The sequence below is a fragment of the Nocardia carnea genome (genome assembly GCF_029869215.1).
Lineage (GTDB): Bacteria > Actinomycetota > Actinomycetes > Mycobacteriales > Mycobacteriaceae > Nocardia > Nocardia carnea_B.
On sequence record NZ_JARWPM010000060.1, the window covers coordinates 36080 to 48732 of the forward strand.

At 68.2% G+C, this 12653-nt stretch carries 9 protein-coding genes; 1 reads left to right on the forward strand and 8 read right to left on the reverse strand.

Annotated elements, in window-relative coordinates:
- Positions 1–5: 5 nt before the first annotated feature.
- From QH276_RS02635 to QH276_RS02670, 8 genes are all read right to left on the reverse strand, one after another.
- Positions 6–1670, reverse strand: coding sequence for a hypothetical protein (locus QH276_RS02635; RefSeq protein ID WP_280401691.1), 1665 nt, complete (start codon positions 1668–1670; stop codon positions 6–8).
- Entirely contained in the window at positions 1667–3073 is a 1407-nt protein-coding gene (locus QH276_RS02640; RefSeq protein WP_280401690.1) for a hypothetical protein, read from the reverse strand. Before QH276_RS02640 ends, QH276_RS02635 begins: the two co-directional genes overlap by 4 nt.
- 266 nt (positions 3074–3339) lie before the next feature.
- Complete coding sequence (locus QH276_RS02645) at positions 3340–4467, reverse strand: glycosyltransferase (RefSeq protein ID WP_280401689.1); 1128 nt, start codon at positions 4465–4467, stop codon at positions 3340–3342.
- Positions 4468–4556: 89 nt separating this feature from the next.
- On the reverse strand, positions 4557–6416 hold the full coding sequence (locus tag QH276_RS02650; RefSeq protein ID WP_280401688.1) for a bifunctional diguanylate cyclase/phosphodiesterase: 1860 nt from the start codon (positions 6414–6416) through the stop codon (positions 4557–4559).
- 16 nt (positions 6417–6432) lie between these two features.
- A complete protein-coding gene (locus QH276_RS02655) occupies positions 6433–8583 on the reverse strand; it encodes an Rv1355c family protein (RefSeq protein WP_280401687.1) in 2151 nt (716 codons plus the stop codon).
- Positions 8573–9349 carry a hypothetical protein gene (locus tag QH276_RS02660; protein WP_280401686.1) on the reverse strand — a complete coding sequence of 259 codons (777 nt, stop codon included), beginning with the start codon at positions 9347–9349 and terminating at the stop codon, positions 8573–8575. Before QH276_RS02660 ends, QH276_RS02655 begins: the two co-directional genes overlap by 11 nt.
- A gap of 266 nt (positions 9350–9615) precedes the next feature.
- A complete protein-coding gene (locus QH276_RS02665; RefSeq protein WP_280401685.1) occupies positions 9616–10071 on the reverse strand; it encodes a GyrI-like domain-containing protein in 456 nt (151 codons plus the stop codon).
- Positions 10068–10511, reverse strand: a complete 444-nt coding sequence (locus QH276_RS02670; RefSeq protein WP_280401684.1) for a GyrI-like domain-containing protein — start codon at positions 10509–10511, stop codon at positions 10068–10070. Before QH276_RS02670 ends, QH276_RS02665 begins: the two co-directional genes overlap by 4 nt.
- Before the next feature lie 365 nt (positions 10512–10876).
- Here QH276_RS02670 and QH276_RS02675 point away from each other — a divergent pair.
- Positions 10877–12653, forward strand: a 1777-nt coding sequence (locus QH276_RS02675; protein WP_280406585.1) for a hypothetical protein, incomplete at its 3' end; no start/stop codon positions are given.

Sequence of the window (12653 nt, forward strand, 5' to 3'; positions counted from 1 at the left end):
GCGACCTACCCCAGGCGCGTCGCCGCAGCGACCAGCACCGCATGCAGCAGTCGTGCCTGAATGCCGGCCTTCTCGCCGTGCTTCACCACCTCGGCGAACGCGACACCGAGCGCCACGTCCACCTGGAATCGGTCTCGTTCCGTGCCATCACCGGACAATTCGGCACGCCACTCCCGGTAGCCGCGCACCACCTCGGACAGCGCAGGGCGCGGACGCGGCTGGGTGTCGAGGTATTCCGAGATCAGGACGCGTTGTGCCCGCCGGCACGCGACTCCACCACCGGCGGCATCCAGTGCCCGGCCGAATGCTCGCAAGGTGGCCGTGTAGATATCCGGCTGTGCTGTCACACCCGATTCCGCGGTGTCGGGGGCGTCCCGCGGGGGTGCGGGTTCCTTCGGCGGTCGGGCAGGTTCCCGCGGCTGTTGTGCGGCGTGCCGGTCGAGCGTTATCGACCGGACAGCACCCTCGATATCCGGCGACGAACAATCCCATCGCACTGTGCTGCGCTCATCACCGAGCTCGGCGATCGCGACGAGCCCGAGCACGATCATCGGGTAGTCGGTGAGGACCCGGTCCACCGCGGTCACGAACTCCTGTACCGGCGCGAGCTGAAGATCGGGGTCATCGAAACCCGCCACCTCGACGCCGTGCCGCTCGGCCAATGCGCGGGCCAGCCGTTCGATTTCCGGATCGGCTGTCGACCGCTCGCGGCCGTCGCGCCGATCGCGATCGCGCTCGCGGCCGTCGTCACCGGCCCGCGCGTTCGGTCGTGGTGGGGGACCGGGTCGTGGATCCGCCTCCGCGTTTGCGGGCCTTCCGGCGTTGCCGGGGGAGCCGGGCACTCCGGGATTACCGGTCGTGCGGGGCGGCGGCTCGGTCTGCGGGGCGGCGGTCCGTGCCGCGGGTCCCGAGACGGGGCTGCCGGACGGTGCTCCCGAGGTCCAGGGCGTATTACGCGAATCGGATGGGGCTGCAACGGGTGGGGGCGAGATCGCGGAAGACGGTTGCGGCGCGGCCGATCCGGGCCCTCGGCCGGGGGCGCCGGTCGCAGCGTTGCTCGGCGGACCTGGTTCGGGCCCGGAACGACTCCACGGCGACTCGGACCGTGGTCCGTTGTCTGTCGCCTGCCCCGGGGATCCGTCCGGTGCCGGTGCGCTACCGGGCCGGTTGTACCCATCGGCCGGGAGTGGATCGGTGCTCTGTGGCCCGCCGGCAGGATACAGCGGCGAATTCTGCTCCGGCGTCGCCATGGCCTGATCGGACGGGTTCGGCCGGGGTTCATCGGCCGGCGATGGTGAACCGGCCGTACCCACCGGGGTCGGTTCGGCGATACCGGCAGGTTCCGCGCCCGCATCCTGGGCAGCTCCGGCCACCTGCGCGGCGCTGCCGCTGTCCTGTGCACCGAAGCTGTTCGCGGCGCTGGTGATTCCCGCCGCGCTACTACGCATTCCGTCAGCCATGGCCTGCACGGTGGAAACAACGTGTTCGGCGCGCGGCGTGAACTGTTCGGCGAAGGTACGGCCCATATAGTCGTCGCCGAAACTGCCTTCCGCCTGCTGCAAGCAGTACTGCAGCCCGGCGTGCGTCTGCTGCACGAGATCGGCGATCTCGGCCAGTCGCGCGCCGCGCTCGCGCAGACCATCCAGGTCCAGTCGCAGTTCGCCGCTCATCGCCCACCTCGGCCGGCGAGCCTCGGTCCGCCGGTACGCAGCCGGAACCGGCGCTCGAAATCGGTGATGAACGCCGACAGCGGCACCGATGAGCTCGACCGCTCCACGACACCGTCGTCGGCCACATAGAAGACCGCACGATCGAGCGCGATCTCCCCCTCGGGCACCGGTGATCGCACCATCCAGCCCACGCTGATCCGCTCGGCCCGCAGCGTCGAGAGCGGGAATCCGGTCGTGTCGTAACCCCGGCTGCGGACGTGATCACCGACGAGGGTCAACGCCTCCGCTTCCCGGATCCCGGCGATATCGCCGGCGACCAGATCGGCGAGCACGAACTGGAACAGGGCGCCGTCGATATCGGCGTCGGCGTCCGCACCGACAACTTCCACAATCGCCGCGCGGGTCACGCCCGCGGCCTGCGCGGCCGACACCAGAGGTTCAACGGCATCCGGCGACGGGCCGTCCAACACACTCGCGACCACTTTCGCCACCGCGCCGGCCGTCCACACGGCGGGCAATGCCGGCGCGCATTCCACCATCGGAGCCGATTCGCCGCGATACCACTGTCCCTGATCCCACCAGTAACAAAACGACAGCATGCCGGTCATCACGCGTGGGTTCAGTACCGGGTCGGCCACCCAATCCGGCGCTCCGGCGAATATTTTCGGCATTGCGCCGAGACCGTTGTAGGCGGATTCCAACACCGGCGCCTCCCAGACACCGCCCGACAGCACCGCCCGGTCGCCGGGTAACAGCGTCAACGTCGAACCGCTGTGACCCGAACTTTCGAAGATGCCGACCGAGGGGCCGATCCGCGGGCCTCGTTCCGATCCGGCCGCCACAAAGGCCGCGGCCAGCACCGCCCACCGGGCCCACACCACCGCCAGATCCGGCAGCTCGCCGGTCACCGGCACTGCCCGCACACCCGCACTCAGATCCGCGCGCACACCGTCCGCGGCCGCGCGCGGTGACCTCGATTGGGATTCGCCGCGCCCGAGGTAGGCGGCCAGCCACACGGGCAGCCGGTTACGCGGATACCGTTCCAGATCGGCCAGATACGCCTGCGGCGCAAACAGTTGCTCCCCGGGAAAAGGCTCGGCGCCCCGATCGGTGACGACCTCGACCCCCTGGGTATCGGCGTGCACAACCAACCGCCACCACGGCTCGTCCTCGACGACAGCGGACAGATCCCGATGCAGGCGCACCAACTCCCACACCGCATCCGACACCTGGCACCGGATCGGGTGATCGCCGTCCTCGGCGAGGAACAGGGCAGATTCGGCGACCACGGTCATCGCGAACGCGGCCTCCCACCGGGGGCACCCGTCCGGCGCGAGCTCACGCAGCCGGGCGACGATCCGATCGGTCAGGTCCGCAAGTTCCGGGTTTCCGGACCTGATCACAGCACACTCCCGCCTCGGCGAATCCTGTCCCGCAAGCCGGCCGGTGAACATCGACCCGGAGGGGTTTGCGCGATCGTCGGGCTTGCACGTCAGGATGACACTCGGACGAAAGCATTTCGCAACCCGGAGTTCAGCCGCAACCGGCTTCTTGCCAGCCATGGCAAGGGTCCCGAGGTTCGTCTCGGCGACTTTTTACACAACACGAACGATATGGGCCGAGCAAGGCCCTGGGCGGCCACAGCGATCGCTGAGTTCGGTGTGGGGATTCAGCGGTCCAGTACGGACAGCATTCCCGACACCGCCGCCGGCCAGGTGAACTGTTCGGCGCGCTGACGGGCCGCACCCCGCCGCTGCGCGGGTGGCCGGGCCAGCACAGCGGTGACCGCGTCCGCGAAGGCCGCGGGATCGTCGGCGGCCACCGCGCCGCAATCGGCGGTGACGATATCGGCCAGCGCCGAGGACTGGCTCGCCACCACCGGCGTGCCCGCGGCCAGCGCTTCGAGCGCCGCGAGTCCGAACGTTTCGTGCGGTCCGGGGGCGAGCGAGATGTCCGCGGTGGCCAGCAGGGTCGCGACCTGTGTCCGGTCACTGATGAACCCGGTGAAATGCACCGCGGGCAGCCCGCCGGGCAGAGGGGGCAGCGACCGGGCCCGCCGTTCCAGCGCGTCGCGTCGCGGGCCGTCACCGGCGACCACCAGTCGCGCGTCCACTCCGGCCCGCCGCAGCTCGCCGATCGCCTCGATACTGCGGTCGGCCCGTTTCTCCACCGACAGCCGGCCGCAGTGCACCAGCAGCGGCTGACCCGGCACCCCGAGATCGGCGCGCAGCCCGCGGTCGTGCCGGTTCGGGCTGAACAGATCCAGATCGACGCCCAGCGGCACCATTTCCACATTCGGCGCGCCGATCCGCCGGAACTCGGCCTGCGCGAATTCGGTGGTGCAGACGACCATGTCGTATTCGGCGGCCGTGCGGCGATTGGCGATATCGGCGCAGTGCCGGGCGTAGCGGTCCGGCATGATCTGCCCGAGCAGCCGGTCCAGCCGTTCGTGGGAGATCATCACGCCGGTCACGTCCCGGCGGCGGGCCCAGCGCCCGAAACCGCGCAGGGTCAGCCGGTCGGAGACCTCGAGGACGTCGGGGCGCAGGCCGGTCAGCGTATCGGCGACCCGGCGCGGATCGGCGGCGCGGTAACCACCGGTCCACGGGATCTTGACGGCGGGCAGGGTTATCCGCAGGACCCCGGTCGGCAGTGACTCCTCGGCGCGCCGGGGGCCGGGAACGATCAGGACGACCTCGTGCCCGGCCGCGACGTATCCCTCACCGAGATGGTGCAGTGCCGTACGCAGGCCCCCTGAGCGCGGGCCGTAGAAGTTCGCCAGTTGCACTATGCGCACGCCGCCGATCGTGACGCGGGCCGGGTGCCCGCCGGAACCGGGCCGCTGAACTCGCGGTTAACGACGGGTTTTATTTGAACTGCGGGCCGCTACGGAGCGGGATTGTGCCCGGAACGGGGCAGATCGAGGTTCAGCGGGATCCGGCCCACGCTGAGATGTTCACTGAGCTTTTCGGCGGGCAGCGGCCGGGCGATGAGAAACCCTTGCGCCCGGTAGCAGCCCAGGCCCACCAGGGTGCGGGCGGCGACCGGGGTTTCCACACCCTCGCCGACCACGCCGAGCCCGAACGACCCCGCCAGGCCGATGATCGATTTCACGATGGCCAGATCGTCGGTGCTGGCACCGAGCCGCTGCACGAATCCGCGGTCGATCTTCACCGCGTCCACCGGGAGCGCCTTCAGATGCGACAGCGAGGAGTAACCAGTGCCGAAATCGTCGATGGCGATCTGGACGCCCATCCGTTTGAGTCCCCGCAGTGTGACCTGGGTGCGGGCCAGATCCTGCACCACCACGTGTTCGGTGATCTCCAGGCAGATGGAGCTGCCGTCGATCCCGAACTGCCGCAGGATGTCCTCGATCCGCTCCACGAAGTCCAGGCTCACCAACTGCACCGGGGACACGTTGATCCGCATGACCATATTGCTCGCCAGCCCCTGGCGCCGCCATTGCGCGAACTGCGCACAGGCGGTGCGGATAACCCAGCGGCCCAGCTCACCGGCCAGATTGGTGGCCTCGGCGACGGTGACGAACGCGCCGGGCGGCAGCAGTCCGCGGGTCGGGTGCAGCCAGCGCACCAGGGCTTCCATGGCGACGATCCGGCCGGTGCGCAGATCGACCTCGGGCTGGTAGTGCAGGATCAGCGACCCGTCGGCGACGGCGCTGCGCAGGTTGAGCTCCACATCGTCCTGGAGCTCGAACTGGGCGCGCATCGCGTCGGTGAACAAGGCGACCCCGTTCCCGCCGCCGGATTTGGCCGACAGCAGGGCGTGATCGGCGCGGCGCATGATGTCGGCGACTGTGGTCTCACCCGGAATACCGACGGCGACCCCCACGCTGGCGCCGCGGCTCACCGATTCACCCCCCACGGTGACCCGGCGGCTGACGAGTTCCTGGATCCGGATCGCCTCGTGTTCGGCGGCCACGGTGTCCATGGGTTTGGCGGGCACGATCACGAACTCGTCGCCGCCGAGGCGGGCGATCATATCGTGCGGATCGAGATTGTCCTGCAGCCGTTCGGACAGGGTGCGGATGAACTTGTCCCCGGCGGTATGGCCCAGGAAATCATTGAGCGCTTTGAGGCGGTCGAGGTCGAGGAAGAAGGCCGCCACCGGGCCGGGACTGCCGGGCTGTAACCGCTGTTCCATATGTTCGAGCAGAGCGCGGCGGTTCGACAGACCGGTCAGATCGTCGTGCAGGGCGATGAACCGCAGCTGCTCCTCGGCCTCCACCCGCGCCTGCAGTTGCGCGAAGAGGGTGGCGATGGCCTTGAGGACATTGAGTTCGCGGTTGCTCCAGTCCCGGTCGCCGACCTTGACGAAACCGAGCAGCCCGGTGGATTTACCGCGCGATACCAGCGGGACCGCCGCGGAACTGATATCGCCGAGCCCGGACGCGGAGTGCACGGTCTGCTGATAGTCGGCGGCGCTGGCCGGGACCAGAAAGGGTTCGGTGGCGTGCTCGAGCGATCGGAACACCGAATCGGCCTGGTCGAAGTACACGACCTCCAGCGGATCCGGGTCGGGTTTGTCCTGGCGCGGCGGCCACTCGGCCACCAGCACCGTCGACCGGTTCTTCGGATCGTTGTGCCGCAGGTAGCTGAAGTCCACGTCGAAGTAGTCGATCAGCATGGCCAGGACCTGCTCGGTGGCCGACACCATGGTCGCCGAATCGACGCCCATCAGCTCCGCGGCGACCTCAGTCACCAGCGAGTCGAGTGTCCGCCGAGGCACCTGATCTCCGATCACACTAGCCGCGGGGCTCCGCGCCCGATACCGGGCGACGTCTGCTCCGCACGCTGGCAGCTGCCGCGTAACTCAGGCGTAGTACCAGCGCCACGCTTTCCTGTTCCGGCACTTCCAGTAGTTCAAGGAAACGACCCTGAAGTGTGCACAGTCTACTTGCGTAAGCCGGGGAAAGGGCATCCAGTTCGGTACGGGTTTGCGAAAACAGGAAGACCGGGGACATCGGCTGTACCGCCAGCCCCACCCGTTGCGCCTGGATCCACAGCCGCTGTACGGCCGCCCCGGCGCGGGCGTAGCCGGTCAACCCGCCGCCCTCGGTCCCGGATTCCCGGCGGAAGGTCACCGCTACCACGGCGGAGCTGGAACGTACCCGGTCCCGGGCGTAATCGCCGAGCGCGGCACCGGCCGACCAGTTGTGCAACTGGGCCATCACATCGGCGCGTCGCCCGATCTCCAGGGCCGCGCGTTCGTCGGGGGCGAGTTCGAGCGAACGGATATCGATCCCGTCGGAGAGGTCGTCGGTGGGCCGGCGCATCTCCGCGAACATCTCCCGGTGCAGTTGCGGAGTGAGGTAGCGGACCCGGTCCGCTTCGGCGAGCAGGGCGGCGGCCGTGCGCAGGCCGGGCGGCTCGGTGACGGCCCGCATCCGCGCGCCTTCCGCGGCGGCCGCCGCGGCGAGATCGGCGAGCACGGACTCGGGGATCCGGCCGCCGTAGCCGAGCCGGCGGTTGGTCTCCCGGTCGAGCGCGTACGGGTAGTCGGCGGCCAGCGCCGCATCCGTGCCGGTGCCGATATGCAGTACCGCGGCCAGCGGTGTGCCCGGTGCTTCGACGAATTCGTGGGGGCCGAGCAGCTCATTGGCCGCTGCCGCGACGCGGGCGTTGTACAACGCGGCGCCCACCGCGACGGCGCTGCCCCGGTACCCGATATCCATCGCGGTGGTGTACCGGGTCTCCAGCGCGATCCTGATCTCGCCGGGTGCGGTGTGCAGCGACCAGGGCTGGATATTGCCACCCGAGGGTGCCCGCTGCGCGCAGGCGAGGATCCGGCCGACGGGTGTCGCGGCCGGCCGGCCGGGTTCGGTATCGGTTTCGGGGGGATCGTCGACGAGGTCGAGATCCGGATCGGTGAGCGTATCGAGCGCGTATTCGATATCGAGCCTGGTCCGGCCCGACCGCAGCGGCCGGCCCAGCCCGATCCGGCGCACCGCCGTCGCGACACCCGCCGCGCCGAGCATCACGTCCCCACCCAGCTGCGGCCAGCTGTTCAGGGTTTCGCCCACCTCGACCAGGCTGCCCGCCATCCGCGCCGAAAGGTCCCGCGCGCCGAGCAGCCCGACGACATAGGGCGCTTTGTCCCGGGTGGACAGGCCGCGGAGCTGGGTGACCGCCGTATCGCCGAGCAGGCCGTGGAAGGGCGGGCGGTCCGGCTCCAGATCGAACCGTTCCACGTCCACCAGGCCGCGGTCGCTGGTCTCCATGATCAGCGGCAGTTTCCGGCGCCGGGCCGCTTCCCGCACGAGCAGTTTGATGTCGAGGGAGTCGCATTCCTCCACCACGAGCCCCACGCCGTCGACGAAATCGTCGACGGAATCGGTGTCCACTCCGCCGCCGCGGACCTCCACCGGCAGGTAGGGATCGAGTTCGGCGATCCGGCGGGCCGCGACGATCGCCTTGTTCACGCCGATATCGAACAGGGTCGCGGGGACCCGGTTGAGGTTGGACAGTTCGAGCTCGTCGAAATCGGCGAGGCGCAGTGCGCCGCACGCCCCCTCCTGGGCCAGCGTGTAGGCGATGGCGTGCCCCACGCTTTGGCCGACGACCCCGACCGTGAGGGTTGCCAGCCGCTCCTGTTCGGCGCGGGTGAGCTTGTTGCGGTTGCGGTCGAGCCGGATGGCGCGGAAGGTCCGCGGACCCGGCAGGACCACGACACTGCGCCGCCACGGGTAGTACACCCAGCGGTCGTCCGCCGGGCCTTCGCCGGTTTCCGGCGGGTCGTTGAGCCGGCCGAATTCGGCGGCCAGCAAACCGCGCAGATCGTTGAATTCGATATATGACGTGCCGCGCAGGCCGGCCAGGGCCCGTTCGTCGTCCGGATCGCCCGGATCGAGGACCAGCGGCCGATATTCCACCCCCAGATCTGCTTCACCGACCATAAGCCCAGCATTCCTCCCCACTGTGGCGCAGGGGCCGGATGGGCCGCCGCGACTTGGGTTCAGCTAATCCCATTGCGCGAAGTTCACCACGCATCAGAAGATACTGCAACTTATCGGCAAATATATGATACGTCCGGGTGTCCCACCAGATCGGGACGGTGCGGTAGCGCTCGTCCGGGTAGGGGACCGGCGGAATCGCCTCGGCGACCACGCCCCCGGTGGCGCGATGCCGTTCGGCGGTGAACGAGGCGACGGTGGCGAATCCGTAGCGGGCGCCCAGCAGGTGGGGGGCGTGCGCGATACAGCGGGAGAGCGCGGCGGTGAGATCGCCCCGGCACGCCGCGTCGCGGCCGACCCAGAGTGCCCGGGATTCGACGACGCCGCGCGGGATACGCCGGGCCATCATGCGGCCGAGATCCGTCGCGCCGGGCCGCCCGGCCCAGGGCCGCAGCGAGGACACGTCCGAGACCCAGGTGTAGGGGCCTTGGACGCGGAGGCCGCCGACCACCTCGCCGGCGCTGTCGGTGGCGGCGAAGAACAGCGCCGTGGTGGAGCCGTCCGCCATCGTGTCGAAGTCCAGCGCCTGTTCGTTGCCGAAATGCCGGTAGGTCTCCCAGGCACCGGTCAGGTAGCGCTGCCAGAGCTCGGGGGAGCGGTCGGGGGTGGTGGCGCAGATGTCATAGCCGGAGACGTTGTCGCGAAATCCCGCAGTGCGGCCCTTGCACGGGTGGTCTTCCTGGCCGACTGCGATCGTTTCGACAGTCATGCAGTTCCTACTCTTTCGCCGTGCGCGCAGGAGGCACACGGGATTGTTGTCCAGCAGCTCGTCGACGCCCCGGCTCGTCGGCGTGCCCAGTGCAGTATCCGTCATATGAACACAATTGACCAGAACTCTGGCTAATCTTCCGAAAACGTTTCCGAGATCACGCTGTTATTGCAGGTCAGGCCGATTGATTCAAGAATGATCAATTACCAGCAGACCGGTTGGTTCCGATTTGGTTAACACCCCGCAACGAAACGTCGGGGTGGCGGCTACGCGCTGATGGAAATGAACAGCTCCACTGACTCCGAGCCGTGCCAGATCTCGATCTCTTCGCGATAGGCACGGGTGATCTCGGCCGAGGCCGTCGCGTCGTCGACCTGTGCCCAGACATCTTCTACCGGATCGTGATAATCGCCGTTGGGAACGAACCGTGCGTAGACGCCCCGCGGCACCCGGACCAGGACGTCACCCACCTGGGCGGCCTCCGGTTCGGGGTATTCGAAACACACCAGCGCGTTGTAGGTTCCGGTCGGCGTGCGGACGTACACGGTGTACATGGGCCGTTCCGAATCGGCCGATCCGGCCAGTCCGGCGGCCCGTTCCCGCAACCGGTCCTTGAGGAACTCGATGAGTTCGCTGTTGCTCACTTTGAAACTGGGGCGGACCTTCGGGAACACCAGGCCGGCGTACAGCGCTTGCCCGCGCACCACGATCGTGTAGCTCATCGCGGCTCGACCGCCAGATACATATCGATCTTGTACGCGTGCGGATAGAACTCGAAATCGCCGGTGAACGTCCGGCTGATCTGGTGTTGTTCCTCGGCGTAGGCGATCTGGGCCCACAGGCTGGTCAGGATCTGCGGGAAATTGCCCACCGAGGAGAACTTCGCGTACGTGCCGCGGGGCAGCCGGGCCACCAGATGTCCGCGGGTGACCTCGTCGAACGAACTGCACCGATAGCCGACGATCTGGGTGTTGTAGGTGCCCAGATCGTGCGAGTAGTCGGTGTACGCGGTGGCCAGCGGCCCCCCGAGTTCGTGATGCAGCACCGACGACCAGGCTCCCTCGAGGTCGCGGTCGCGTAGTTCACCGAGCGCACGTTTGGGGCTGCGAACCGGAAGACCGGCCACCCACGTCTCGTCCCGCTCGACGATTTCAAACTGCATGGAACGACTCTTTCGAGATGTCTCCTGGTGGACAAGCCGACCGGATGGTCGGCCGGATTCGCCATGCTATCAACCGGCGGCCGCCGCGGTGGTCCACCCGCCACGCCGAGGCCGTCGATCGGAGCGTCGCGCCGCAAACCCACCATCATGTACCGGAACTGGTGAAGTCGCCATCGGGGAGCAATTGCCGAGTAATTCGATCAGCATGTTCCGAATAGCGGACCGCGCAGGAAAATTGGGATATTCTAGCCGTATTCTCAACCCTGGGTACGTCATCCGATATTGTTTCGTAATTCACTGGTGCGGGCATGTTCGGCCACTACCAGTTCAGCTGAACTTCATTCGGCGTCATTACCAATGCCAGCATGATCGGCAGAGCAGCACCCTGGCGGCGCCGCATTCTGAGTTTTCTCGCGGCGCTGGGTGTGTTCACCGTTGTCCCGGGCGGTCTCGGGGCGGTGGCGCTCGCGCAGGACGGGTCGGGGGCCACCGGAGTGAGCCGGATGGACGGGGTCGCCTGGATGAATATCCGGGATTCCGCCGGCGTGGGTCTCGCCGATTACACCTTCGTCAGCGACCGCGGCGGACTGCTCGATCCCGGCGCAACGATCCTGTGGACGCTGATCGGCGTCGAATTCGTCGGATACATGATCATCGTGACCACCGCGATCTGGTTCATCGGCTATACCCTGAGTTTCGCCTGGCTCGACCTGTTCGCCGACGCGCTGCGCGGTACGGCCGATGCCTTCGCCGCCCAGATCGCGACACCCGCCGTCCTGATCACGGCCGCGGCCATCGGCGCGTTCTTCGTGGCCTGGTTCACGGTCCGCGGATTCCACAGCCGGGCCGTTGTCCAGACGCTGACCATGCTCGCCGTGGCGGTCCTGGGCCCGCTCTTCCTGGCCGCGCCTCTGGCTGGTGCGCTCGGCTCGGACGGGCTGCTCGCCCGCGGGCGTGACGCCGGTATCGCTATCGCCGCCGGTCTGAACGGATCGGCCGCGGCGGATCCGGATATGCAGCTATCAGCCCTGCAGACCCAGCTGGCCGACAACTTCGCGCGCCGGCCGGTGCAAGTGTGGAACTTCGGGCATATCGTCGACGACCGGTCCGCCTGTGCCGCCGCATGGTCGGCGGGGATGACGGCCGGTGATACCGAGGAGACTCGGCGCGCACTCGATACCTGTGGTGACCCCGCGGCCGCGGCAGCGACTCAGCCGAAGGTCGGCCAGCTCGGGACGGGTCTGGTGCTCCTGGTCTCGGCGGCGATCCTGCTGTTGTTCGCGGTCATCCTCTCGATTCGGCTGATCCGGGCCGCGCTCGATGCCGTCTACCAGGGGTTCATGGCGATATTCGGGTTCGCCGCCGGCGGTTTCGTCTACGGGCCCACCCAGACTTTCCTGATTCGCAACCTGGTGAATTCGGGTATCGCCGCGGCCCGGATGTGCGCATACACCCTCTTCGTCGGTGTCTATCTGCTGTTCCTCGGCAATCTGTTCCAGCAGGCCCGCGGGCAGGTGGTAGCGGTGATCGTGATCGCCGCGGTGGTGCAGATCGTGGCGATCCTGCAGATGGGCCGATTGTCCAAGAGCCTCACCCGCGGCTCGGACTGGGCGGCCAACCGGTTCGCGCTCGCTGTCCAGGGCGCGCCGGCGGGGTCGGGCGGAAGCGCGCTCGGAATGGGCGGCGGCGCCGGTAAGGGTTCCGGCGGTGGTTCCGGGATGGGATCGATCGCGGCGCTGGCCGCCCTCAACACCGTCAACACCTCACCGCTCACCGCCTGGTTGGCGGCCGGAACGCTGAATCCGCTGTACCCGCTGGCCTTCGGTAAGGCACGCAGCGACCGGGCGAATATCGCATCCGCGGCCAGCCGGCTGGAAGGGCATCAATGGCGTGCCCTCGGCCGGCAGAACTGGCGGCTGCTGGCGCGCCAGGAAGCCGACGCGTGGGGTGGTATCGATACCGAACTCGGGCTCAACCGCGCGCTGAAATACCTCGACAACAACCGGGTGCCCGCCGAAATGCTGCCGGCCGTCCTGATCGACGCCGGTGCGAGCCACGAGCGTATCCACCACCACATGCGAGCCCGCCAGACCCGTAACGACACCCGCATGCGCAATCCGTACGGATTCCCGCCGTTGCAGA

Excerpts from the sequence above, each read along its gene's own strand:
- QH276_RS02660 (WP_280401686.1), bottom strand. The coding sequence starts at position 9,349 with ATGACTGTCGAAACGATCGCAGTCGGCCAGGAAGACCACCCGTGCAAG.
- QH276_RS02655 (WP_280401687.1), bottom strand. The coding sequence starts at position 8,583 with ATGGTCGGTGAAGCAGATCTGGGGGTGGAATATCGGCCGCTGGTCCTC.
- QH276_RS02665 (WP_280401685.1), bottom strand. The coding sequence starts at position 10,071 with ATGAGCTACACGATCGTGGTGCGCGGGCAAGCGCTGTACGCCGGCCTG.
- QH276_RS02635 (WP_280401691.1), bottom strand. The coding sequence starts at position 1,670 with ATGAGCGGCGAACTGCGACTGGACCTGGATGGTCTGCGCGAGCGCGGC.
- QH276_RS02670 (WP_280401684.1), bottom strand. The coding sequence starts at position 10,511 with ATGCAGTTTGAAATCGTCGAGCGGGACGAGACGTGGGTGGCCGGTCTT.